The following is a 22,510-nucleotide window of genomic DNA, read 5'->3' as shown; positions in this document are numbered from 1 at the left end:
CAAGGCCGAGAAGTCAATCCTGCCGTCGAAAGATCAGCCGGCCGGGTGTGCTTTCCACCGGCTTGTCGATAGTGTCACAAGACACCGAGGTCCAGACAAAGGCCATGGTCCTGACGAGCACAGGAACGCCATGACAAAACTTTTGCACCCCATCCACCCCCAGCTCTCCAAGAGCCCGGTTTCTCCTACGTTAGCGACCCACACCCCTCAGGCCGATGCCGCCGATAAGGTTCGGGCACCCGAAGATCGGGCTCCTCGTCATGAGCATCACAGCGTGATGCTGGACGACGCGGTGACACCTGAGGATCTCCCGGCACTGTCGACCAGGCAGCTGCGGGTCATGGTGAACCAGGCTTACAAGCTGATGGATGTCGACTACCCACCGGCCGGCGCCCTCGACCGTTACGAGATGCTCGTCGAGGAACTTGAGCTTCGTGCACAGCACGCTGCAGGACGCGGTCCTGATACCGGCTCGGTGCACCACATCAAGGAGGGGTTCCGCGACAACCCCGTGTACTGCAGGTTCGAGTTCTTCATCGATGGAGACCTCGCCGCGTACATGCGATACCGGATCAACGGTGGGCAGGTCATCCTTTTCGACGGCGTGGAGCAGCCAGCCTTCCGGGATCAGGGTCTCGATGTGCCCTTGATGCGCCACGTCGTTCTTAACACTCACAAGCGACGCCTCGGCCTCGTTCCGCGGTGCCCCATGGCCCTCTCGTTTCTGGCTGACAACCCCCAGTACGAGCCCCTCACCGCCCAACCTCGGCACTAAAAGAACCCGACGGGCAGCACCTACCGCGCCGGCTGGTCAACCATGCGCTGGCCGCGAATAGATCCAGTCCTTCACTACTAGCGGGTCATCATCCGATGAACCCGGCATGTCCTCCGCTCCCGTCGCACAGCCGGTCAGGATGCCCAGGCCTGCCCCGAGGAGCACGCATCTGATGTCCAGGCGTTGTCTCGTTCACTGTTCGTCGTGCGGTGCTTCCTAGGGCTTCCTAGTGCTTCCAGTCATGACTTGCCTTTGTTTCATCGCTTCTTGAGTGTCGTGCTCGAGTTCTTCCTTCGAGCGTACGTACCGCGGATGGATCAGGGATGCCGATGATGCGCGACCGCAACAAGACTCCAAGCCCCCGGTCAAGGTGCATCCTGCTGGCCCCAGACGATGCCGAAGGTTGCGTGGCCCCTTCGGCACGCCCGCTATGTTCCTGCACCTTTACCCAGCGGGTTTCAGCGGGCTGTGCGTGGACATCCGTCGTCCACTAAGGCATATAGCCGGTGTTAATGACGCAGGTAGGTGTGGTGAAACGTTGCTGCTACGCACGGCCCAAATGAGGCGCAGCCGGGGTTTTGGGGTGTCTCGTCATGCGTGGGCTTATTGGATGATGAGGTCGCCGAGTGCTGGGGTGGGCTTGAGGTGAGGTTTGTGCCTACAGTCCGGGTCGGTCGGCATGGATGTTGGTCCAGCGAGGAGGGGCGCGATACCCTGAATTACTAAGGGTGCTGATTATTGTTCTGGAAGATCGCTCCGGAGTTCTCGATGCGTCATCGGAAATGGTGTGGAGGCTGGGATGGACGGGCAAGTGCAGGTGAAGATCACGACGCTTGCCCTGGCCGAGGCGCAGCTGAGCGTGGAGGACCTGTGGGTGCGGTACTACGCGCTCGGTGGTCTCATGTCGTTGTTCGAAGTTCAGGCCTACTTGTCGGGCCTGGTGGAGTTGCTTTCCTCTGATCGACGGTTGCTTGCGGAGGCAGCCAACGAGTTGCTCGAGGCGACCCAGGTGCTGGTTCGGGTGCCGGTCGGTGGCGAGGATGAAGCGGATCAGGCAGCAGGGGATTCACGGCGAGAGCTTGGTGCAATGGGTGCGTTTCTCTTCACGCAGGACGAGCAGGAGGCGGAGCGGTTGTCTGCCCTCGATCGTACGCATCTGCTTGATTCGGTTGCGGAGGAGCGGTTCGACCGGCACACGCAACACGCCAGGGATCTTTTCGCTGTCAGTTCGTCGATCGTCGCGCTGATTGATGACCGCCGCACATTCCTGAAGTCCGTTGTCGGTGCAATGGAGCAGAACCTGCCGCGGGAGATCACGTTCTGCCACGCGACGATCCGGAGTGGGGGGCCTCTCATCGTGACCGACGCTCTCGAGGATGAACGCTTTAGCACCAACCCCCTGGTCCTGGGGGAGCCGTTTATTCGTTTCTATGCCGGGCACCCGCTCCGGGGTCCAGGCGGGTGGACCGTTGGAACCTTATGTGTCATGGACCAAAAGCCCCGCGACTTCTCCATTCAAGACGAACAGTTCCTCCGGCATCTCGCCCGACTCGTCGAGGACGACATCAACACCTGACACTGACGTGCCTGCAACCACAGAAAAGACACGGTGGATTCGGTGAAGTCACGGTGGAGCCGTGGGAGGGGTGGGAGCGGGCCGGCGGGTGTCGTTGACCTGCATGCGGGGGGTGATCTGTCAGGTGAAATGGGTTCGGACGGGGCCGGTGTGACCGAGGGAGCTCAGCATCGATTGCGCGAGATCCTTGAGTTTCATGTTCCGCCCGCTGGAAGCCCGCCGCAGGATCGCTATGGCCTCGTCCTGCCCGCACCGGTTCTGCGCCATGATCGCTCCGACGGCCATGTCGATGGCTGTGCGGGACTCCATCGCCACCTGCCGGTTCCGTGCTTCGTCACTGAGCTGGGCTATCCGAACAGCAAGGCGGAGGGAGCGGGACGCGTCCCGGGCGAAACCTTCAGCGACGGCGATGCCCTTGTCGTCGAAGGTATTGGGTTCGGTGGAGTAGAAGTCCAGGCCAGCGCTGGCCCCTGAGTCAAGCCGAATCGGGATACCCAGGGCGGAGCGCAAGCCGTTCGCTGCAATTGCTTCCCTGTATTCAGGGAAACGCGTCTCAGTATGGAAGTCCGGGATGTGCACGGTGATGCCCTCGCGGGCTGCACGCAGGCAGGGCCCGTCGTCGAACCCGTACTGAATCTCATCCATCCGCTGTGCTTCGGCGCTGCTGGCGGCGACCGTCACCATGGACCTGGGCCGCAGCAACGTCACCCCGCAGAACACCTCACCATACGCGCCGGTGAAAGCCCGGGACGCGACCTGCACGAGACCGGTGAGGAACTCCTGCACGTCATCGCTGTCCATCACCATGTCCTGCAGCATCGCGGTCACAGTGTCCTGCTCGACCTCGCGGGTCAGCTCCTGCTCATCAGGCACGTGACTGCGCATCCTGACCGTTCGAGCCCTGCGCGGAGGTGACTGCCGCAGGGTCTACCTGCACAGAAGCGCTGTCCGGAGCGAGGTCCCGGAAGTCGAGTTCGTCGGTGACTTCCTCGAGCCGGCTCTCGGTTTCCGGCGACGGGCTACCCTCGTGCACGTACTCATGATCGAGTTCCCGGTGCAGCTTGCTGTTGAGCACCTCGACCTCCGGTTGGGCCAGCGCGCCGAGGTCTTCGGGGAAGGGCTCGTCGGGGGTGATCCTCGTACTCATCAGATGCTCAATTCTTACGCTAGAAGGGTAGAGCCGCTTCGCAGATAGCCGCCTGCGGAGCGGTCCCAGTTATGACCGCTTATTCTACTGAGTGCTGCACGCCGCCGCGGTGCGCGCGGCGCAGTGGAACATCAGACCAGAAGACTCACTGGCATGAAAGCGGTGTCAGGTATGTGGCTGCTGTGGACGGAGCTTTCGCGGTGGTCGAGTTCTTCGAGGACTTCCGCAAGGCGAAACTCGGTCTCCGGGTCCGCTTCGAACGCGTGGACGTACTCGAAGTCTTGCTGGCGCTGGAGCCGGCTGTGCAGGATCTGGATGTCGGTGTCGTTCAGTACTGCGAGGTCGTCGGGAAAAGCATCGGTCGGGGCAAGCTTGCTGTTCATGATGTCTCCTTCAGTAACGAACCGAACGGGTTAGCGCGGTCAACCCGAATCCAGGGTGGAACGGGCTGCACGAGGTGAAACAAGGGGGATTGAGATGGAAAGCAGCGCACATAGGGTGTGGGCTCGGTCAGGATGCCAGGGGATACGGCGAGGCTGCTGCTGCAAGCGAGATCCGTGCGGTTCGCTCACGCCGTGTGAACGCGTTGTTATCCACGATGCGCAGAGGAATCGCGTCTGCGTCCGTCAGGTACGGCAGTGCGGCGCACGCTTGGATGAGGAGCTCGGACGCCTTCGGATCGGTGAAGGGCGCCCGTGTCAGGTCCACGGTGATCGAAGGATGCCCCGGCAGGGCGTGGGCACGCCGAATGACCGGGAGAAGACCCCGGTAGTTGGTGGTGGTGAAGCTGCCTCTGACGTCGATGATGGCAGATGTGCAAGACAGGTCGACCCGTACAAGGGCCTGGAGACGGGGGTGCATGAGAGCTCCGCGAGAAGAGTTTCCAGTGGCCACTTGCAGGACCAAGAAAAAGCATAAGGTTTCTAGGCGCCTTAGCAAAGTCCTTTGTTCTCGAACATGCCTGCAGCCACACGATGTGGGTTCAGTACGTTGGTCACCGGCCGGGCGTGCACTGAGCGGCGATCATGTTCGGCAGAGCGATGAGCAGTGCTGCTCCCAGGGAGGCGATGAGGAAACCAGCAAGATTGAGTTCGAAGAGCGGTCCTGTTCCCAGCATGTTTGCTATCAGGGCGCCCAGGAGTGAACCTGCCAGTCCCAGAGACAGCGTTACCAGTGCGCTCAGGTGCCGGTGTTTTGGCCTGAGCAGTCGGGATATGCCGCCGACGAATAGTCCGACAGCGGCGAATTCAATCACCTGACACACCCCTTATGAGTAGGGCGGCCCGTTATCCGTGTAGGACCGCCTCGTGTGGTCATCAGAGCCGCCTACCGGCCCGTGGCGTGGTTCCGTGGGCTGTGGCAGGAGAGTTGTCGCTCACCGTGACGGAAATTTGTGCTGTCTGGTCATCACTGTGCAGGTCCAGCCATAGACGCTCAACGTGGACGTGTCTGCCGTCTGGCAACAGCACGTCGGTGCCGACGGGTGGGAAGACATCGGCCTTCAAGAAGGCCAGGACGTTGCCTTGTTCATCCAGGAACTTGGTTCCACCGGTCGAGTTCGCATCCAGAACCACGAATGGGGCGTTCATCGTTTCCTCTCGCGCATTGCTTGTCATCCCACCTGTCGTGCCGCAGGTCGGGCCATTGCCTCTACTGCTGACCGCTTGGGGCGGCCCTTTTTAGTCCGGTTCCTCAGTAGGACCACGGGTCCTGAAGTTTCGGTTGTCCTGCTGCCGCCGACACTGCAACACAGACGCTGCAACACGTGAGGGTGGAGTGCCGCTATCTGCGGTACTCCACCCTCACGAAAGCTTTCAGCGCCGTCCGCGTGCTCCGAGCAAACGGCCGGCGATCAACCTAGTGGCGCGGGTTGGTGGTGCCGGTGCCAGTGGTGGTGCCATCGGTGGTGTCATCGAGGAGTTCGATCTTTTCCTTGCGCACGTCACTGGTGACGGTTTCCTGCTCGGTAATGGTTTCCTTGTCGAGGCGGACGCGCTCGACCGGAACAGCTTCCTTCTCCACGACGGGACGCTCGGCGTGCAGGATGACTTCGTGTTCCTCCTCGCTGATCGACGGGCCGTCGAGGGCGTCGCCCCGGTTGGCGTTCGTGATCGGCTCACGCTCGATGCGGACCTCCTAGTGCGTGACGGGGATGGTCTTGGTGACGTTCTCGGTGACCACGTACTTGCGCAGGCGTGCGCGGCCGGCTTCGCGGCGTTCGGTGCCGACGTGGAGCTGCTCTTCGGAGCGGGTCATCGCATCATCCGTAGTGGGACCGGAGGTGTCGTGACCGACCGTGCCTGGTTGATCCCGGCGGTCCAGCCGCTCATCGTCGGCCTGGAAGCCGGGCTCGTACCCGCTCGTTCCAGCGCTGGTCGTGGTGGTGCGGGTGGTGTCGGTGTCGAGGAAGTCCCCACCAGTTGTTCCGGTCGTGCCCGTGGTTCCAGTCGTTCCGGTGTGTCCGGAGAGTCCGTAGTGGCGGTAGAGGCGGTCTTCTTCTTCGGGGCTGAGGTCGCCGTCGGATTCGATGCGGGGTGCGTCCTTGACCTGGTCCTTGGTGTATCCGATGGTCACATCGTTGCCGTTGACGTTCGCGCCCTGCAGGGGTGCGAAGGACTCGTGAGTGCCGAACAGGCCGGTCTTCACGGTGACCCAGCTCGGGTCACCGGTCTGGTCGTCCAGGTACACCTGACCGACGGAACCGATCTTGGATCCGTCGGAGTCCAGGACGTGGCCGCGGCCGGAGAGGAGGGTGTCGATGTCGTTCTGAGTGATCATAGGGAACTCCTTCGTGATGGTGAATCTATGTTCAGGCCCATATGGGGGACCGGAAGTGGGTGCGGTTGGTTAGCCGTGGAGGCCGGTCTGGTGGTCGATGCCGACCTGGTCGACCTTGCGGTGGAAGTGCATGCCTGCTTTGCCGCCGAGGATGGCCCCGATGAGAGGTGCGAGCACGGCGATGGCAAGGCCGATGAGGCCGGATGCGGTGAGCAGGCTCCCATCCACGGGGATCCGCGGTGCGCCGCCGATGCTGGAGAGGATGTTGAACTGGCTGCCGGCGATAGCGCCGAGGATCGCGACGAGGATCGCGACAATGATGCCCCACAGCCATACGGCGATGCCCTGCTTCACACCGTCGAAGCGCGCCATACGTCCGGCGACGTAGCCGCCGCAGTAGTAGGACAGGAACAGGACAATGGCGAGCACGATGCCGCTGACGATCCCGAGGGTGTCTGCGTTCTGGGTGGCCTGGTTCGCGGCGTCCTGCGCGCCGGCGGTGTTCGCCGCTCCGACGCCGACACCGATGGCTGTTGCCAGGGCGCCGAGGATGACGGTCATGCCGATGGCGGTGAGCCAGCCGAAGAAGGCGGAACCTAACTTGATGCCACCGAAGGCTTCCTTTTCGGCGGCAACCACGTCGTGGCGCCGCTGCTTGGGGGTGCTGGCCCCAGAGGTGTTATCTGCCATGATGTGTCCTTCTCATAGGCGTTTGCGAGTACGGTCTGTAGCTTGCGTTCATCCCTCGGGCAGGTCAGCCGGGATCTTCCCGAGGGGAACGCCCCCACATCGACAGTAACTAAGGGTGCTGATAATAAGTACCCTTGCTTTCTTGTTTGAAGAACTTTACGGCGAGGTCGGCATCTGCTGGTCGCGTTGAAGGACGCCACCGGTTCTGGGCCATGATGATGCCCGCGGCGGCATCGATGGTGGTCTGGGTGCTCATGGCCTGGGTGAGGTGGTGATTGGTGGCCGTGAGGTGGGCGATGTGGACGGCCATCCGCAGGAGTTGTGATGCTTCCTTACCGGGCGTGTCCGCTGCGGCCAGGGCAGTGGGGTCGAAGACGTCCGGGGTGGTCGCGTAGAGGTTCAGGCCCGCTGCGGCATGCCCGTCCGGGACGATGGGCACACCCAGGGCGGAGCGGATTCCGTGGCTGAGCATGACCGGAGAGTAGTCGCCGAAGCGGTCTTCGGTCGTGAAGTTCTCGATGACCTAGATCTGTCCTTCGCGCGCCGCCCGCAGGCACGGACCGTCATCGAAGGCGAGTTGCACCTCGTCGAGGTTCCTGGCCTGGTTGCTGCTGCTGGCGATGACGCTCTTGCTCTTGGGTCGTAGCAGCGTGATGCCGCAGAACACTTCCCATGTCTCGTCAGTGAAGGTGGCGACCGCGAACACGGCGAGCCTGGTCAGGAATCGTTCGAGGTCCGTACTGTCCAGGACGAGGTCCTGCAGCTGTGCCGGTTCTCTCATAGTGTGCTCGACGCGGTCCTCGCTGAGCCGCAGTGTCCTCTCAAGGCATGCTCGGATCGTGCGTCCCAGCAGGCAGACGCCCTCGCGGCATCAACGATAGCCCGCCCGTCACCACGCCTCATCTGCCCCGTCCACGGCCGTTCTCACCCAGATCATCCCCCCGGTGATCCTCTCGGTTACGCCGGTCACCCCGGTCATCGAGGCCATTCCGGGTATCCCGGTCACCCTGGTCCTTCCGGTGGTAAAGGCTGGTCAGCGCGTTCAGGGCAGCCAGAACCTCCGCGTCATCGAGGTCAGGGTCGTCGCTGTAGGGGGCGGTGGGGGGTCGTGTCTCGCTGATGAGTTCGTTGACCGCGTGGGAGACGAGGTCCCTATCCGCTGGGGTCAGGATGATCAGCCCGTTGAGGTAGGCATCGACCTCGAACTCGTCGACGTTCCCGGTGAGGGAGAAATAACGGACCCAGACACTTTGCACGTCGAGCCCGCTGGCGTGGATGGCGTGCAACGTGCGCTGTCGTTGCTCCTCGGGAGAGTACCGGGTCATCAAGCACCAGGGGCGGGGTTCGAGCCGTCCCGACGCTCGCTGATCCTGGCGGCCATGGTGCCGATCGTGGTGTCCGCGTCCGTGGCGAGGCCGATCAGGTGGTTCATGGCCGCCTGCCGGTCCAGGTCGAGGCGCTCGATCAGGATGCCGCGGGCCACGCCGATGGTGTCCCGTTCGGCCAGGGACGCCTTGACGTCGTTGCTGATCCGCTGCGGGGTGTCGCTGGCCTGGATATGACCGAGGAGGGCTGCGGCGGAGCGCGCGAGGTTGGTCAGCAGCCGCCGGTCCTCGTCGGTAAACGCGTCGACGGTGCTGGAGTAGACCTTCATCGCCCCGAGTCCTGCCGGCGTATTCAGCAGGGGCACGCTCAGGCACGAGCGGATACCGACATCGGTCACGGCGGACGCCCAGGTCCGGAACCGGGGCTCTGTGCGGGTGTCGGGGATGTAGACGGGCTCGCCCAGCGACCAAGCCGTGATGCACGGCCCTTCCCCGAACTCGTACTGCAGGTTGTCGGCTTCGAGCACGCGCGGGTTCGTCGCGCCGACACTCATCCGGGTGCCGTCCGTGTCGATGATGCTCACACCCGCGCCCTCAGCGGCGCCGATGATGTCACGGGCGATCTCGGCGAGCCCGTCGACGGCGTCGTGGGCGGTCTGCTCGGTGAGGAGGTAACCGTTGGTGCGCCCGAAGACCGCCAACAACTCAGCAGGAAGCTCCGGAGGACGAGAGGAGGAGGGGGAGGGTTGGGGGGTGGTGTTCACGGTGGGCCTTCACCTGTCCTGCAGGGGTGCCACCCCTGCCGGTTGAGGGCTGTCTGCTCAACCCCGATAGATCCGCGCTAACGCAACATCTACTTCAAAACTGTACTGCTGCTACCCCAGTGCCTTGGAAACTTTTTCGCGGCCAGGTCTCTAGGGGCGGTGCGCGATGGACGCGCCCAGTATTTAAAGACAGTGGTAAATCTTCCACCAAATTCTGGCAACCCTTTTGGGCGAAGGGCTGCTCAGAGGGCTTGGAAGAGGTCTATCAGGGCGTCGGTGCGGGACTGATGTTGCTTCTCGCGGGTGAGTTTCACGGCTCGATCGATGATTTCCTGGGAGATGACGACGACCTTGCGGTTGGTTCGCTGGCTGTAGGAGCTGATCCGGTCGAAGGCCTCGGTGGCGTTGAGGCCAGCGCGTCCCATGAGGATGCCCTTGGCCTGCTCGATGACGGCCCGGCTCACCGCGGACGCGGCGACGGCTTCGTTGGCGAGGCGGTGGGTGTCCGCGTGGATGGAGCGGGTCAGGTCGACGACCAGCGCCCACACCCCGACCGGTTCCTTCTCATCATTGAGGATCAGGTCCGCGGAGATGAGGAGCTTGTGCGTGCGCCCGGTGAGGTCGCGCAGGGAGGCGTAAATGGAGGAGGGCCCACCGCTCGTGGTGACTTGGGTCCAAAACGCCCGGACGGCGTCGCGGTCTTCGGCCACGAAGTGGGACATGCCGAGTTCGAGGGTGGGGACGACGTCGCCGCGTTCATAGCCGTGGATCCGGTACAGCTCATCCGACCAGTGATAGGTGTCGTCGGCGAAGTAGTGCTCAACGGTGCCGGTCGAACAGTCGATGAAGTATTCGACACTGGACACGGCCCCGGACAGGGGGACAGATGGAGACTCAGTGGGTTCAACGGTGGAGGACATGACAAAGCCGTTCGACGTGCTCGACCCGGGCTAGCGTCTTAACCCGTATCCAAACCGACAGATTAGCAAGACCCTCGCCTCGTTGCACCTCACGGTCCCGGGCCGGCGGACCGCGGGTTTCCTCTTGCCCACTCCGCCTCTGCCGTCCTGACGCTCACTGAGTATGGCAGCCATGGCGCCGGTGGTGGTGTGCGTCGGCGGTCAGCTCGAACAGGTGGGTTCTGGTCACCTGCCGACCCAGATCGAAGCAGTGCCTGAGAATTCCGCGGGCCACCCCGACGGTATCCCGCTTCATCCCACCTCCCGTGCGATGCTCTGACGTTGTTGCTGATGCGTTGCGAGGTATCGGAGGCCCGGAAGGTACCCCAGGGGTGTTTCTGGCCTAGCGGAGTTGATCAGGAGTGTGGTCCTCGCTCGAGAACGCATCGACGATGCTCGAGCAGACCTCTATCACGCCGAGCGCGGCAGGCGCGTGACGCAACGGGACGGTCAGACACCAGCGGATACCGACCCTGAAAGGAGCTGATTGGAAAGGTTTCTGGGTCAGGTGCCGACGTCACTAGCTCCCGTCGGTTCTCGCTGGCGGTGTCATCGTAGGGGGATGGCGCGGTCCTGGAACCAGCGGATGAGTTTGAGGAGGACCTGGATGGTGGTGGTGGGGTCCGGATCGTTGTCCGCGTCCGTGAAGGTTCTCTCATATCCCGGGACCTCATCGGACATGGTGGCGCTGAGGGGCTCGTAGCCCATGGTCCAGTCCGGGAACTGCCGCTCGTTTATGGTGTCGTCGATCAGTACCCGTATCCGGGTGTGGCGGGGGTCGGCCCTGATGATGTCCATCCGGTCCCGCACTGTCGCTTCGGGGCCTTCCAGGACCTGCAGGAAACGACCCTGACGGTAGAGCAGCATCCCTGTCAGGTGTGAGGAGTTGTTGGTGCGGCGGCACGCAGCAAGCAGCTCCGCTAGATCAGCGTCGCTGAAGGGCCGGGTCGCGGTGCTGGAGTAGACGATGGAGAGCACCTGCTCTTTCCGGGCCGCCCCGTCGGTGCCCTGGACGCCGGCGAGGATCCCGTCGCCCTCAGGCGAATCACACCCGTCCTGGCTGTCCCGGTTGTCCTGGCTGTCCTGGTTATTCGAGCGATCGCCGCCGGGTCGAAGGGCAGCTCTTACCTGCTCATCAAAGTCGACCCCCAGGTCGACCCCCGGGTCGGCTCCCGGATTGGCTTCTGGGTTGGCTTCTGGGGCGGTCCCGCGGTTGGTGTGGTGGCTGGTGGGTGTGGTCTCGTTTCTGCTGGAACTGTAGGGGGCTCGAGCTTCACGGCACATGTCATCGATCATCTCATTGACCGAATGGGCGATCAGGTCCCGGTCGAGAGCGGGAAGGCGGATCAGTCCATGCAGGTATGCGTCGACCTCGAACTCATCAACGTCACCGCCCACGCCCAGGTAATACGTCCACAGGTCGCTCACGGGGATACCGAAACGGCGCATGACCTTCAAGGTCAGGGCGTGTTGATCCTGATCAGCCTGCCCCCGATAAGCCAAGTCCTCATCGCTGTCCTCGGAAACTCCACCGGCCTCATAATCCGGGCCCTGATCAGAATCGTCGCACCAATCACCCATGCCGCATCAACCCCGCCAACTGCTCACACGTCCGCAAGCCCACCTCACATCGACGCGTCCACCGTATCGAACCAGAGTCCGAGCCAGAGTTCCGAGATGGGCGGGCACAAAGGCCTTGAAACAGTCCCTGCCCCTATGGCACAACCCCTCAGCGAGAAGACGGTACTCCTGTCTGCCTGGGGATAAAGGAGTAGGAGGAAAAGGAAAGCCGCCTTACTTTCACCCTTCACTGCCGGACCTGAGGCCACAAGGGCAGAGCGACCAAGCGCGGCAAAGCGTCCTATCCTGACCACCACACGTCTCAACCCATGATTTGGCGCCGTTAATCGGAACAACGGAACAGGGATCGTTGCTGCCCGGGCTCTGGCCGCCGGCACGAGAGGCTGTCCAGGCGTCAAGGCTTCGGCTGCTGGTATTGAGCGTTTACCGGCGCCGACGAGGGCGCTACGTTGAGGACCATCCGGGCGAGCCCGATGCACGTCGTCACCGAGAACTGGGTTCTTCCGGTATCTGTCCAAACCGGCCACAGCACCCACCTTGGTGGGTCGTTCAAGGAGGAACCCGTCACCATGGCACAGAACCTGAATCAGCCCGTCACCGATGACAGCATCAAAGTCCGCCAGCTCAGCCACTACCAGTTCAGCTGGGTCGCCGGCGACCCGGGCCAACCCGGATCCTGGACCCTGCAACTGGTCCTCGACCAGGGAGCATGGGAAGAAGTACTGACGATCGACGCCGATGACGCCGACAACCTCCAGGACCTGCTCTCCTCGGCGGAGACCGTCTACTACGACGTCCAACGCCGGACCCTGATGTTCGGCACAACAGAAGCCGGGCACCACTAGCCCAAGAGCATCTCTCAGGTCCGGGAAACCACCGGAGACTACCGTCTGGACGGTGACAGGGGCGGCTCACGGCGCCCGCCCCAGTCACCGTTTCCGCGGGTCACCAGCGAACATAGGGCGCGATGACGACGCCGTACATGATCCGTCATGTCGGCGTTGGACCACGCACTGCACTCAATACCTATCGAACCATCCGTGTTTCCGTCTTTCCGTGTTTCTGTTGCTCGGTACCGCCTGTTCGACGCAGCGGCCGCACCTACTCCCCAGATCAATGCCGGCTCACCCACAGATGGACGGCTTTGAGCTCCACCCTTCGGGCTCCACCCGCCCACAGGTGGATGACCCTCTCTGCACGAACGGCGCTTCCTGGGTAATGCAGTTGGTACAGAACGCCAGCCAAACCAGCAACCGGAAAGGCCGTGCACTCTCATCGCTCGCCTGAGGCTTGGTTCTAGCCTCTGAGGTCAAAGTCCAGGTCTAGGGACTCGAGGCTCGTGAGCTCCCGCCACGCCGAAGCCACGCGCGCGCTTGGGAGTGCCGTGGCGATCGGCATCCGGTCCACGGCGATCAGTTGCGCCAGGTCCAGCCCGGTCAGGGCGGCGATGTCGCGGATGGGGACCTGGAAGGTGCGGAACGGGCCCAGCGGGGGAGCGTCCCCGTCATCTCCCTCACTGAGGGCGCCCGGCCGTGGCACGTCCGGGAGGTCTTTGAGCTGCGGTGTCTGGTCCACGACGTAGCCGGTTGCGGCCAGGGATCCGCTGTTGAGGAACACGGCGACCTTGAAGAACCGCAGCGGGATCTCCACGCCCCGGTAGACGGGGTCAACGTCGCTGAAAATGGGCCCGGTGAACACGATCAGGCGCCGGCCGTTGTCGGCGGCGTTCTCGAGCAGATAAGTTTCCAGGCCCAGCCAGAGCTCGAGGCCCTGGTTGAACTTCGCTGCCTGCGGGGCGGCGTTGGTGTAGTGGAAGGTGTCCTCGTTCGCCCGGGCGGCTTCGGCGCGGGTGTCGCCCCAGACGGCGGATGCCCGGCGGACGAGGTGCCCGCGGTCGATGTCGTTGCGCGCGTAGACCCGTTCCCCGGTCTGCTGGTCCTCTGGCAGACGCGGATCCAGCCGCCAGTCGATACCTGACCGGTCGAGGTCCATCAGCTTCGCCCCGTCGATACCGAGAGCGGTGATGGCCGCGAGACGCTTGTCGGTCCGCATCAGGACGGAGAAGTGCGTGTAGGGCAGCAAAACCGTGTCGGTGTCGTCGAGGGTGGGGATGGGTACCCGGCGGCCCAGGAACTGCTCATCGAAGCCCACCCTGTCGGACAGATCCTCGGCACGGGGGGTACGCAGTGCAGACAGCAGCTCATCCATGAGCGGAAACTACCAGTGACGCATGACACTCAGATGAACACCCGCAGCCTTTGCCCTGGTCCTCACGGGTGATCCTTGCCAGCACCCGGAAGGGTTCAACTGCGCTCAGGACGTACTCGGAACAGAAGGGGGTGCTCGTGTTCGACTTCGTACCGGGCGTCACGGAACCTCAGGTGCTCTCGACATAGTCGGGGCTGGTGGTGGAATATTCGGGCTGACGTGGTTCGCCCGGGTGGTCGACGCCCAGCCAGCGCAGGGCGTCGGCGCGCGCTGAGAAATATTGGGCGCGCGTAGAGCGGATGATGAAGTGCGCCATGACCCGATCCATGGGTCCCGATCCCAAAACGGCGACCGGTGTTGGGTGCCGATACTGAATAAGTCGCTGCCGGCCCTCCAGGCTCACGCCGCGCAAGGTCCCCATATGGATAAGGACCGGCTTTTCGCGCCACCCCGGTGTAGCGGCCAGATCATTTCGGAAGGCCAGCAGATCCGCGTCAGTCACGTCGCTTTCATCGCCGACCCAAACCTCGATCCATTGCCTGTGGTCCTCAATGGTGTGAGCGTGCACGTCGCTCGCTGGATCTTCTGGCGTATCCGAAGGCCTTCCGGGCACTGTGGTTTCAGTGGTCATGAGGACGGGTGCGCCGTAATCCACTGCTGCGCTTCGAGGTTTGCGATCCTCCGGTACAGGGTGGCCCGTGACATACCGAGGTCCCGCGCCACGTGGGAGGCGGGTTGGCCCTGTTCGATGAGCCGGCGGGCGTTGGCGATCTGACTATCGCTGAACACGGGGCGTCGGCCGCCAAGATCCATGCCGGCGCTCCGGCGCTTGGTGTTGGAATCATTGACGCGTTCGCGTTTGATCTCGAGTTCCATCTGGGCGAGGGCTGCCATGACGGTGAAGACCATGGATCCCATCGGTGTGCCGGTGTCGACGTTCCCGCCGCCGAGGTTCAGTACCCGCAGGTTCACGTGGCGTAGTCGGAGCTCGTCGGCCAGGGCGAGCATGTTGGCGGTAGACCGGCCGAGCCGGTCGAGGGTCGTGACGATGAGGGTGTCGCCCTCCTGCAGGGCGCCGAGGGCTTTGTCGAACTGCGGGCGTCGGGCGTGAGCGCCGCTGACCCCCGAATCGATATAGAGGTCATCGCGGCGGACGCCGGCTGTGATGAGGTCAACGACTTGCCGGTCCGTGTCCTGGGCGCGTGTTGACACCCGCGCGTACCCGATCAGCTTGCCCACACCACTCCTCCACGCCGGTATCCCCGCAAAAGTGTCTTGCAACCAACGCTTCTGTCGCAATTTCGACCCATTGCTTATGAGACAGGGTATCAAGACATCGAAGGAGTAGTAAAGGCGGGGGAGTAATGGTGTCTCGTCCTAGTGTCTTGCTACCCACGGGTTGCGAGATTGATCGAGAGGATCGAACGAGACCCTCCAGCGGCCACTTCTCGAGCCGGGGGGGTGTATGCAAGTTACACGCGATCTCACTGATGGCCAAGAAAGGCGTGCGCAAGAGGCTGCTGCGCGTTTGCATCCAGTACTCGTAAGGAGCGCTGGAACTGACAGGCAGAAGAAACCGCTTATGGAAACCCCGGCATCAGCTATAGACTTATACGCATGCCCGATACAGTCACGGCGCTCATTGTCGACATAGTTGATTCCCGAAAGCTAGAAGACCGTCGCGCAGCGCAACATTCGATTCGAGAAGCCTTCAATCGAGCCCAAAAGGAACGGCCGATGCGGCGCGAGCTCTGGCCCACCGTCGGGGACGAGTTTCAGGCAATTTTCTATGGCATAGGAGACGCGCTACTGGCGACAGCCCTCGTTCGTCTAGTGCTGCCAGAGGATGTGGATTGCCGCTTCGGGATAGGTAGGGGTGAGACGACCGATGTGGACGAGGGGGAGTCTGGCGCCATCCTAGATGGATCGGCTTGGTGGAACGCACGGAAAGCGATTGAGGAAACGCATAAGCGAGAGCATGGCAACGAGCCGTACCTGCGCTCCTGGTTCGTATCTGACCAACGTGATGAAATAGGCTTTACGTCGCTTATTAACAGTTTCTTACTGTTGCGAGATGAAAAAATCAGTTCTATGGGACCGCGCGAACGCCGGTTAACCGCCGGCATAATGCTCGGCAGGTCTCAGACAGATTTAGCGCGTCAGGAGGATGTTACACAATCCGCGGTCTCACAGAGCCTCAGGCGCTCAGGAGGAGGGGCACTTGCTGTGTCTCATCGAAGACTGCCAAAAGATTTACAACGATGATTAGTCCAACGTTAATTCTGATGATCGGTCTGTTAGATACTGTCGCAGGTGATAGCCGCAATAAACGAATACTTACTCGAGTCGCGTTTTTGGCGGCTGTCTCGGTCCTCGCAATTTGGGGGATGGGCGTCCCGACTCTGCTGGTTGTAGGGTGTGTAGTGCTTGCAACCACTTGGGTTTGGGCAGTGCCCTCTCCTTTTCCGACGACGGAAGATTCCTGTGGCGGTTGGCGCTCCACCAATCTACGGCTTCTACCAGTGATCCTGCTATTCCTCCTAGTACTGGGAGTAGCTGCCTATGACCAAACCGGTGAAACAGCCACAGGGTTTGTTGTCGACGCCTACTCTTTGATTGCGCTCCAGTCAGCGGAATCCATTTCTCTGTCGACCGTTGTAGCGGCAGTAGCGCTTACTGTATTTCTCACAAGGAGCGCTAATACCATAGTACTTATGGCTCTTGGTCGCCCACACCAGGAAGCTGCCAGCCAAGATACCGCACACGCTAAATCGGCGGAGCACACCCCCCAGTGGAAGATAACTTTTGGCACTTGGAAAGTGGTCGAGGTTCATCCAGGCGACAAGCCTAAGTTAGGACCCGTTTTGAGAGGTGGCCGCTTGATTGGCCCCTTGGAACGCTTACTGATCGTCGTTCTTGCATTCAGTGATGCTCCGGAAATTATTGCCGCACTTGCAGCTGCTAAGGGAATTGTGCGGTTCCCAGAGATTGCCGAGGACCGCGGGGTGGGTTCAAAGGCTGAGGAGTTTCTTATTGGGAGCCTCGCTAGTTGGACGTTGTCTGTCTTGGCAGTGCTATTTTTAGCTCTAGTGCACTCTGGCTAATACCCAGATACTTATTAGCTATTTGCTAATGGCCCGATGCGATTTGTACGATTCCTACGTATAGCCTGGCATTCCGGCCTACATCCGCTGAGCTGATGAGAGAAGAACTCGCTGCGGGCGCTTAATTCGGCAAAGTGAAGACCGAGTCGACGAAAGACTCACTCAATCTGCAGCCTGTTCGCCATAGCGAGACTGATTTTCGTTGTCATCGGCTGCGCCTCGACCGTCCCGGCAGGTGGGCTGGACCCCACTTATCGGTTGATGCTCCTAACGGTCGCTGGTTCTCGAGCTCGTGACCTTGCTGCTGCAGCGGGGACAGGGGCTAGCTTCGGCGTGCCGGTGGTTTTACTTGCCCGTCGCGTGTACCTCCGGGATGCCGAGCCTCTCGTAGAGAAATTGCTCTCCTACTACCGGGATGCGGTATTTCCTTGCCTTGCCGGCCTTACCGGACAGTGTGTCCGGGTCGGCGGCGATCACGAGGTCGGTCTTCTTCGTCGCATTCTCAGCAACGATGTAGCCCATGCCTTTCAGGATCTCCGCGAGTTCGCCGCGCGGACGGGTCATTTGTCCTGTCAGTACCAGCGTGGCGCCGGGCTTGACCGACCGCGGGTCCGCCACCCCAAGTGTCTGCGTAGCTTGTTTTGGGGCGGCCAGAAGTGCTGTGTCCACGAGGGAAGTGTCGACGCCGAGGATATCCGCTGCTTTGTACAGGTCGTTCTGCTCTGCGTCGGTGATGAGGCCGTCGGCCCAGGCCGCCAGGACGAGCTGCTCGAGGTAGTAGACGTGTAGATCGTGGCATCGCTCCTGGCTGATGCCGAGTCCATCGGCGAGGGCGAGGAGGTCACGTTGTTCGTGAACGGATAGGTGCAGGTCGAGCATGGCTTGGGTGAGAAGGGCCAGGTACTGGTCATGTTCTGTTGGCCCGGTGTACTCGGGCATGTGTGCGGTGATGCGGGAGAGGAAGTGCTTCTCTACCCGGTCCGTGGGGGACCGCAGGACGGGTGCGAAGGATGTCATCGCACCCGGCCCCGACGCCGGCCAGGAAATGGTTGTTGCCCGCTCGAGCGCCATAGTCCAGTCGGCACGGTCGGGATCCATGTCGATGTACCGGCCCAACAAGTTGGCCGCTGCAAAGGCGTCGTCTCCGGCGCAGTGTGCCTTGTAGTCGGTGATGCTCAGGAACTCGCAGCAGTGTGCGAGGGATCGGCCGTTGCCGTACACGTAGTCGTGGGCGAGGTGCATGGTGCAGAGTCCGGCAAGGAATTGCTCGGGTACGTGCATACTGGCTCGCTTGTACTCGTGGGCGAGGAATCCCGCGTCGAAGCTGATGTTGTGGGCGACCATGATGCAGCCCTGAAGGATCTCGGTCAGAGTGGGTGCCGCCTGGGCGAAGGTGGGCGCATCGAGGATGTCGGCTGCCCGTATACCGTGCACCCGTTGAGGTCCAAGGTCACGGCCAGGGTTGATCAGCGTCTCCCACCGATCCACGACCTGACCGGAGGCATCGACTCGCACGACTCCGATTTCCGCTATCCGATGGTTACCTCCGGGCCGGAACCCTGTTGTTTCGACGTCGACGACCGCGAAGAGGGGTTCAGCCACGATCGCTCACCCACTCCGAGGCCGGCGTCGGCCAGGAACGGACCGTTGGGCCTCCGAGTCCGTTGAAGTACTTCCGGGATTTCCGGAGCCGGTCATTTTCGATGTCGATCCAGAAGTTCAGGAGCTTGATGCAACCGTTAGCGACGCGGAGTGCTTCAGCGTTCACCGAATCCGTACAGTCCTTCGACGTTGTCCACACGTCCGGGCGAGGACTTGCGGGCCAATCGATATCCAGCAGTGGTGCTTGCCGCTGATAATCAGGTGGTACCTGGCCAGCTGCGCGCGCTGCCTTGCGTTCGGCCACCTTCGCCTGGTTATAGGCGGTCCGGCGATCATTCTCCTGCCAGAACATCTCCTGCAGCATGTCCACCCAGGAGGCGCAGTGGGCAAGGAACGTGTCCGGGTCGAACATAGGAGCGTCGAAGACCTGCGGCTCGTCGCATGCCTGCTCAGCTCGCGCGGTCAACAGGATTGGTCGCTTGTAGGTCAGGCTTCGAAAGGCCCGCTCATCGAAGCCTTCCGTGACAACGGCGTTCGTGGCAGTGGCGCGTAGCGGGCCGGTAAGAGCTACCGCCGATACCTGCCAGAGCCCCCAGCGCCCTTCATAAATATCAAGCACAGTAATTCCATGCGAGACGGCATCAACAGTGACCATAATTTCCCCCTAGACCAGTAACTATTCGTGATCCTAGGGGTATAGCGGCTGCAGAGCCCCGTCCCTCGCCGATAGATCAGCTAACCCAAAGTAGTTCCTGATGGTTTGCTGAGGTTGAGGGCCAAGACGTTCTTCAACGCGCTGTAACCCGCACGCAGAAGGATGATCGGCTGCTCGATGCACTCTGCCTACAGAGCCTGCTGGATACACCAGGACGAACGACCGTTAGTGTCAGCAGCGTGGAACATGTCAGTCATATCTACCTTCTCGGCTTGAGAGCTCTGGAAATTGCAGCTGAACGCGTCAAAGAAGCCTGTCATGGCAGCGACATCGAGGCCGCAGCCATCGAAGCGCACTTTGGGTTGCACGCTGTGTACGACCTACACGAGGCTTACTTTCGACCTAAAGGAGTGCTTGCAGTCCAAGCTCAGGACGAAATCTACGCTCAATCAGGCGGTCATGCCGCCGGGGCACTGGTTCTTGCTCGAGGAGCGCGAACACACCGCCTCGTAACCTTTGCTAGCCCCGGCGGGTACGGCGACGAACCATACGGCATGGGCCCATTTGGTGACGGCTGGATCTGGCAGAACTACTCATGGGACGACCTGAAGCTTCAGCAACGCGCTGAGTCGTACCAAAAGCGCGTTCGAGGAAGATACCTCTGGACGCCGCTGGAGGAGGCGTGGTGGTGGTACACCTCCAACCCTTGCTGACTTCAGATCGTACGGCTATGTCTCATGAATCTCTTGACCACGTACTTGCACGATGACTGCAGCGCCGCATGCCATATAAGCCAACAAGCCAGACGAGATATTAGCCCTCGTCGACAAGTAACTCGACTAACTTACCCACGCCCGAAGGCGAAACTTCATTAGTATTTTCCACTCGACGAAGTTTATCGTGCAATGCCCGATGTATGACTTGAATCTGGGGGTCGCCATTGGACGCCTCTAGCTGAGTCAGTAGATCCATCGCATCGTCGATGGCGCGGTATTCTCCGAAGCCACCGGCAAGTGCCAGGCCGATATTTCCCAACGTCGAGTAGGAGTACATATCGGCCCCAAACCTGTTGATGCATCCTCTTATTATATTTTCAGCATCAAGCAACATCGCGAGACGGTCCGAGTCTTCAACCATTAGAATAGTTTCTGCTCTTCTCAATGCTGACTGAGCCTTGTATCGCTGCATTACTGGGTCGGGGCCAAGGGCAGGAAGGGAGGTCGCAATCTCGTGATTGGCTTCTGCGAGCATGTCATGACTTAGGAACAACTTTGCGAGTCGGCGTCGAGGGGTGTGGTGAGATGGAACAATCTCGATCAGCTTACGGAGAATAGATATCTGCGAGTTAAGGTTGGTCAGCCTTGCAATGCCCATATCTTCAGTTGCAAGGGCGATCGCGGTGTCAATTTCTAGCTTAATAGTCGGATTCAAATTATCAATTAGGTGTGTGAAAAGTTGCTCCAACTCACCCTGATCGGCGAACTTTAGCCGTGAGATGATTGTAGCGATTACATCATGCCGCGTCTCCCAACCGTAGATTCCCTGGCGTGAGTCAACACTTCTCTCAAAAACGATACCTTCAAGATGCGATAGGGTCGCGTCCAGCCCAGTGGCGCTTAGGCCAAGTAGTCGAACGATCAGCTGTCGATGAACATGTCCGCCAAGAGACTGCACTGCAGCGACGTATCGATAAACTTCTCTTGACTCTTCAGACAGGGAAAAATATTCCTGAAGAAGAATGTCGTCGAGGTTGTCGTTAGCGAAGATGTTCTTCAAGCATACAAACATTTCAGAACTGCACTTGTTCCTCAGGCGAGCGAGCTTTTCCGCTCGCCCTAGGGCCAAGAACCTCTGTTCAACTAGTTGTTTTATTTCGGGGCGCCGATCTAAAAGTGCTACAAGCTCTTCTAGATCGGCGCGGGCCAAGACCGACAATCTCAGGAACGATCCCCTGGCGAAAAGTCCTTGAGCCTTTCGTGCTACCTTCCATTTCGCGGCGTCAACCGTCATTACGAGGCGAAGGTTTGGTCTATCAAGGGCTGAAAGCTTGTCCACGAGGTTGTTTACCTCTTTGAGGTGGCGTGAGCAGTCATCGATAAGTAGAAAGCCATCAATTTTAGATAACTTGAGCTTTTTCTCTACTTCGACCCAAGCATCTACGTTGAGTATGGCGTCTTGCTTATGTTCCCACGCAGGCAATCCCTTTCGCGTCTGTTCTAAAAGGAAAGATCGGGCGAGGGTAGTCTTTCCCACGCCACGCGCGCCAGCAATTACGTTAAAATGTCCTCGAACGCCCGTTAGCGAGGCTTCAAGTTCTTTTTGTGCTGTTCGGTTGAAGGTTAACCCGTTCTTGATGTCGGCGTAGCTGGCAGGGGATCCATTGAAGAGCTTCGTTACACTCGAAGATAGCGAAGTGGCGTGCTGCACATCGGTGGTGGTTAGTACGAGCGAATGGGAAAGAAGAGCCTGCTCCGTAGACGTGGAGTAGGCGGGAGTTTGTGAGGTCTTACCTGCATCCATAAGTTCCAGTAGAAACTGGTCTAATCCAGCCGCTATGACCTCTATGCCGAGACGGGTGTAAAGCTCGGCGCGGTCTGGCTGATATTGGTGGACGATCAGGAAAATGCGTGTCGCAACTCCTTGTGATCGCAAGCCAATAATTTGCTTAACTTGATCCTTCAGATGGCGGTCCGATAAAGACTGTCCTACAATGACAGTGTCGCATGTCGACATGTCCTGAGTTAAACCGTTGAAAAGGGTCTGCCTGTAAAGTCGATAATCGTCGTAGTCGCTTTCAGTAATAATCATGCGGCTTTTATGGCCGTCGGCTGTGTCCTGCGTGACACAACCGTGTATCTTTACCAAGGGAGTATGTTCACCCCTCGGTTTTGTCACGTCATAGTTGGACCTATAAACCTCAAGGGAGCGGCCGGCCTTACGGTAGGCCTGTTCAACGAGGGTGTCGTAATTTGTAGTGTATATAGCGTGCCAATCGAAATCTGGCAGAGTAAGCAAACCTGCGGTGGGTTTCAGGTCAATGAGGGAATCTCGCACCTTCTCAACGAGGAAGGGTCGTCCCTTGCGATTCTCTAGGAGTTGCGCGACTTCGCTGAGGTCGGCGTCTTCGGGTTCTGGGTTCAAGTGGCGCGCGAGCTTGCGGGCTAGTTGGGAGCCAGTTAGGGCGCCGGAAGGGATTGAAGCTCCGGCTCCGAACAAGAGGGTGGTCCTCGTCGGCGTGATCTGGCGGACAAGCTCTTGTACATCCATCTAGTTCATCCTTCGCGTGGTACTCCGCGGTCTTCGTCGGCCGCATAGCCCCGATTCCCCCTGTCGTCACGACTTTACA

The 22,510-nt window shown here is 60.6% G+C and carries 24 protein-coding genes and 1 pseudogene; 6 read left to right on the top strand and 19 right to left on the bottom strand.

Annotation, left to right across the window (positions count from 1 at the left end):
* Nucleotides 1-277: 277 nt before the first annotated feature.
* Nucleotides 278-775, top strand: a complete 498-nt coding sequence (locus ACX80U_RS11815; protein ID WP_459268594.1) for a GNAT family N-acetyltransferase — start codon at nucleotides 278-280, stop codon at nucleotides 773-775.
* A 799-nt stretch (nucleotides 776-1,574) separates the two neighbouring features.
* Nucleotides 1,575-2,351, top strand: a complete 777-nt coding sequence (locus tag ACX80U_RS11810; protein ID WP_459268561.1) for a GAF domain-containing protein — start codon at nucleotides 1,575-1,577, stop codon at nucleotides 2,349-2,351.
* Between the two features lie 120 nt (nucleotides 2,352-2,471).
* Here the strand turns inward: ACX80U_RS11810 and ACX80U_RS11805 are convergent, their stop codons facing one another.
* From ACX80U_RS11805 to ACX80U_RS11745, 13 genes and pseudogenes are all read right to left on the bottom strand, one after another.
* The gene (locus ACX80U_RS11805; protein ID WP_459268560.1) at nucleotides 2,472-3,224 is read right to left on the bottom strand and encodes an ANTAR domain-containing protein; all 753 of its coding nucleotides are present in this window, start codon (nucleotides 3,222-3,224) and stop codon (nucleotides 2,472-2,474) included.
* On the bottom strand, nucleotides 3,217-3,498 hold the full coding sequence (locus ACX80U_RS11800; RefSeq protein ID WP_459268559.1) for a hypothetical protein: 282 nt from the start codon (nucleotides 3,496-3,498) through the stop codon (nucleotides 3,217-3,219). The genes ACX80U_RS11805 and ACX80U_RS11800 overlap by 8 nt, the downstream gene beginning before the upstream one ends.
* A gap of 131 nt (nucleotides 3,499-3,629) precedes the next feature.
* Nucleotides 3,630-3,881: a hypothetical protein gene (locus tag ACX80U_RS11795; protein ID WP_459268558.1), complete on the bottom strand. Its 252-nt coding sequence runs from the start codon at nucleotides 3,879-3,881 to the stop codon at nucleotides 3,630-3,632.
* Between the two features lie 611 nt (nucleotides 3,882-4,492).
* Nucleotides 4,493-4,753, bottom strand: a complete 261-nt coding sequence (locus ACX80U_RS11790) for a GlsB/YeaQ/YmgE family stress response membrane protein (protein ID WP_459268557.1) — start codon at nucleotides 4,751-4,753, stop codon at nucleotides 4,493-4,495.
* 61 nt (nucleotides 4,754-4,814) lie between these two features.
* On the bottom strand, nucleotides 4,815-5,087 hold the full coding sequence (locus ACX80U_RS11785; RefSeq protein ID WP_459268556.1) for a hypothetical protein: 273 nt from the start codon (nucleotides 5,085-5,087) through the stop codon (nucleotides 4,815-4,817).
* A 268-nt stretch (nucleotides 5,088-5,355) separates the two neighbouring features.
* Nucleotides 5,356-6,276 (bottom strand): annotated as a pseudogene (locus tag ACX80U_RS11780) (PRC and DUF2382 domain-containing protein).
* Between the two features lie 69 nt (nucleotides 6,277-6,345).
* Nucleotides 6,346-6,966, bottom strand: coding sequence for a hypothetical protein (locus ACX80U_RS11775; RefSeq protein WP_459268555.1), 621 nt, complete (start codon nucleotides 6,964-6,966; stop codon nucleotides 6,346-6,348).
* A gap of 109 nt (nucleotides 6,967-7,075) precedes the next feature.
* Nucleotides 7,076-7,438 carry a hypothetical protein gene (locus ACX80U_RS11770; RefSeq protein ID WP_459268554.1) on the bottom strand — a complete coding sequence of 121 codons (363 nt, stop codon included), beginning with the start codon at nucleotides 7,436-7,438 and terminating at the stop codon, nucleotides 7,076-7,078.
* 51 nt (nucleotides 7,439-7,489) lie between these two features.
* Nucleotides 7,490-7,747, bottom strand: coding sequence for a hypothetical protein (locus ACX80U_RS11765; protein ID WP_459268553.1), 258 nt, complete (start codon nucleotides 7,745-7,747; stop codon nucleotides 7,490-7,492).
* Between the two features lie 118 nt (nucleotides 7,748-7,865).
* Nucleotides 7,866-8,291: a hypothetical protein gene (locus ACX80U_RS11760; protein WP_459268552.1), complete on the bottom strand. Its 426-nt coding sequence runs from the start codon at nucleotides 8,289-8,291 to the stop codon at nucleotides 7,866-7,868.
* Nucleotides 8,291-8,992, bottom strand: coding sequence for a GAF domain-containing protein (locus ACX80U_RS11755; RefSeq protein WP_459268551.1), 702 nt, complete (start codon nucleotides 8,990-8,992; stop codon nucleotides 8,291-8,293). Before ACX80U_RS11755 ends, ACX80U_RS11760 begins: the two co-directional genes overlap by 1 nt.
* Before the next feature lie 305 nt (nucleotides 8,993-9,297).
* Complete coding sequence (locus ACX80U_RS11750) at nucleotides 9,298-9,921, bottom strand: ANTAR domain-containing protein (RefSeq protein ID WP_459268550.1); 624 nt, start codon at nucleotides 9,919-9,921, stop codon at nucleotides 9,298-9,300.
* Between the two features lie 642 nt (nucleotides 9,922-10,563).
* The gene (locus tag ACX80U_RS11745; protein WP_459268549.1) at nucleotides 10,564-11,595 is read right to left on the bottom strand and encodes a BLUF domain-containing protein; all 1,032 of its coding nucleotides are present in this window, start codon (nucleotides 11,593-11,595) and stop codon (nucleotides 10,564-10,566) included.
* Nucleotides 11,596-12,164: 569 nt separating this feature from the next.
* Between ACX80U_RS11745 and ACX80U_RS11740 the strand changes: the two genes are divergently transcribed.
* Entirely contained in the window at nucleotides 12,165-12,440 is a 276-nt protein-coding gene (locus tag ACX80U_RS11740; RefSeq protein ID WP_334210065.1) for a hypothetical protein, read from the top strand.
* A gap of 451 nt (nucleotides 12,441-12,891) precedes the next feature.
* Here the strand turns inward: ACX80U_RS11740 and ACX80U_RS11735 are convergent, their stop codons facing one another.
* The 3 genes from ACX80U_RS11735 to ACX80U_RS11725 form a co-directional block, all read right to left on the bottom strand.
* The gene (locus ACX80U_RS11735; RefSeq protein WP_459268548.1) at nucleotides 12,892-13,803 is read right to left on the bottom strand and encodes a DNA/RNA non-specific endonuclease; all 912 of its coding nucleotides are present in this window, start codon (nucleotides 13,801-13,803) and stop codon (nucleotides 12,892-12,894) included.
* 169 nt (nucleotides 13,804-13,972) lie between these two features.
* Nucleotides 13,973-14,434 carry a hypothetical protein gene (locus tag ACX80U_RS11730; protein WP_459268547.1) on the bottom strand — a complete coding sequence of 154 codons (462 nt, stop codon included), beginning with the start codon at nucleotides 14,432-14,434 and terminating at the stop codon, nucleotides 13,973-13,975.
* Nucleotides 14,431-15,042: a recombinase family protein gene (locus tag ACX80U_RS11725; protein WP_459268546.1), complete on the bottom strand. Its 612-nt coding sequence runs from the start codon at nucleotides 15,040-15,042 to the stop codon at nucleotides 14,431-14,433. The genes ACX80U_RS11730 and ACX80U_RS11725 overlap by 4 nt, the downstream gene beginning before the upstream one ends.
* 378 nt (nucleotides 15,043-15,420) lie before the next feature.
* Here ACX80U_RS11725 and ACX80U_RS11720 point away from each other — a divergent pair, with 378 nt between their 5' ends.
* Both ACX80U_RS11720 and ACX80U_RS11715 read left to right on the top strand, forming a co-directional pair.
* Entirely contained in the window at nucleotides 15,421-16,068 is a 648-nt protein-coding gene (locus ACX80U_RS11720) for a SatD family protein (RefSeq protein WP_459268545.1), read from the top strand.
* Complete coding sequence (locus ACX80U_RS11715; RefSeq protein WP_459268544.1) at nucleotides 16,065-16,907, top strand: hypothetical protein; 843 nt, start codon at nucleotides 16,065-16,067, stop codon at nucleotides 16,905-16,907. The genes ACX80U_RS11720 and ACX80U_RS11715 overlap by 4 nt, the downstream gene beginning before the upstream one ends.
* A gap of 345 nt (nucleotides 16,908-17,252) precedes the next feature.
* Here the strand turns inward: ACX80U_RS11715 and ACX80U_RS11710 are convergent, their stop codons facing one another.
* Entirely contained in the window at nucleotides 17,253-18,509 is a 1,257-nt protein-coding gene (locus ACX80U_RS11710; protein ID WP_459268543.1) for an exonuclease domain-containing protein, read from the bottom strand.
* On the bottom strand, nucleotides 18,502-19,164 hold the full coding sequence (locus ACX80U_RS11705; protein WP_459268542.1) for a hypothetical protein: 663 nt from the start codon (nucleotides 19,162-19,164) through the stop codon (nucleotides 18,502-18,504). Before ACX80U_RS11705 ends, ACX80U_RS11710 begins: the two co-directional genes overlap by 8 nt.
* A gap of 239 nt (nucleotides 19,165-19,403) precedes the next feature.
* On the opposite strand from ACX80U_RS11705, the gene ACX80U_RS11700 reads away from it, so the two are divergent.
* A complete protein-coding gene (locus tag ACX80U_RS11700; RefSeq protein ID WP_459268541.1) occupies nucleotides 19,404-19,877 on the top strand; it encodes a hypothetical protein in 474 nt (157 codons plus the stop codon).
* A gap of 100 nt (nucleotides 19,878-19,977) precedes the next feature.
* On the opposite strand, the gene ACX80U_RS11695 is transcribed toward ACX80U_RS11700, so the two are convergent.
* Entirely contained in the window at nucleotides 19,978-22,431 is a 2,454-nt protein-coding gene (locus ACX80U_RS11695; RefSeq protein ID WP_459268540.1) for an SIR2 family NAD-dependent protein deacylase, read from the bottom strand.
* Nucleotides 22,432-22,510: the final 79 nt, after the last annotated feature.

Source organism: Arthrobacter sp. TmT3-37, assembly GCF_054510835.1.
This window is presented reverse-complemented; position numbering and strand designations above follow the sequence as displayed.

What these genes read in the sequence shown, in the direction of transcription:
- ACX80U_RS11770 (WP_459268554.1), bottom strand. Translation starts at nt 7,438, where the DNA reads ATGCTCAGCCACGGAATCCGCTCCGCCCTGGGTGTGCCCATCGTCCCG.
- ACX80U_RS11705 (WP_459268542.1), bottom strand. Translation starts at nt 19,164, where the DNA reads ATGGTCACTGTTGATGCCGTCTCGCATGGAATTACTGTGCTTGATATT.
- ACX80U_RS11795 (WP_459268558.1), bottom strand. Translation starts at nt 3,881, where the DNA reads ATGAACAGCAAGCTTGCCCCGACCGATGCTTTTCCCGACGACCTCGCA.
- ACX80U_RS11815 (WP_459268594.1), top strand. Translation starts at nt 278, where the DNA reads ATGCTGGACGACGCGGTGACACCTGAGGATCTCCCGGCACTGTCGACC.
- ACX80U_RS11800 (WP_459268559.1), bottom strand. Translation starts at nt 3,498, where the DNA reads ATGAGTACGAGGATCACCCCCGACGAGCCCTTCCCCGAAGACCTCGGC.
- ACX80U_RS11720 (WP_459268545.1), top strand. Translation starts at nt 15,421, where the DNA reads ATGCCCGATACAGTCACGGCGCTCATTGTCGACATAGTTGATTCCCGA.
- ACX80U_RS11775 (WP_459268555.1), bottom strand. Translation starts at nt 6,966, where the DNA reads ATGGCAGATAACACCTCTGGGGCCAGCACCCCCAAGCAGCGGCGCCAC.
- ACX80U_RS11745 (WP_459268549.1), bottom strand. Translation starts at nt 11,595, where the DNA reads ATGGGTGATTGGTGCGACGATTCTGATCAGGGCCCGGATTATGAGGCC.
- ACX80U_RS11730 (WP_459268547.1), bottom strand. Translation starts at nt 14,434, where the DNA reads ATGACCACTGAAACCACAGTGCCCGGAAGGCCTTCGGATACGCCAGAA.
- ACX80U_RS11695 (WP_459268540.1), bottom strand. Translation starts at nt 22,431, where the DNA reads ATGGATGTACAAGAGCTTGTCCGCCAGATCACGCCGACGAGGACCACC.
- ACX80U_RS11810 (WP_459268561.1), top strand. Translation starts at nt 1,575, where the DNA reads ATGGACGGGCAAGTGCAGGTGAAGATCACGACGCTTGCCCTGGCCGAG.
- ACX80U_RS11740 (WP_334210065.1), top strand. Translation starts at nt 12,165, where the DNA reads ATGGCACAGAACCTGAATCAGCCCGTCACCGATGACAGCATCAAAGTC.
- ACX80U_RS11785 (WP_459268556.1), bottom strand. Translation starts at nt 5,087, where the DNA reads ATGAACGCCCCATTCGTGGTTCTGGATGCGAACTCGACCGGTGGAACC.
- ACX80U_RS11735 (WP_459268548.1), bottom strand. Translation starts at nt 13,803, where the DNA reads ATGGATGAGCTGCTGTCTGCACTGCGTACCCCCCGTGCCGAGGATCTG.
- ACX80U_RS11760 (WP_459268552.1), bottom strand. Translation starts at nt 8,291, where the DNA reads ATGACCCGGTACTCTCCCGAGGAGCAACGACAGCGCACGTTGCACGCC.
- ACX80U_RS11715 (WP_459268544.1), top strand. Translation starts at nt 16,065, where the DNA reads ATGATTAGTCCAACGTTAATTCTGATGATCGGTCTGTTAGATACTGTC.
- ACX80U_RS11765 (WP_459268553.1), bottom strand. Translation starts at nt 7,747, where the DNA reads ATGAGAGAACCGGCACAGCTGCAGGACCTCGTCCTGGACAGTACGGAC.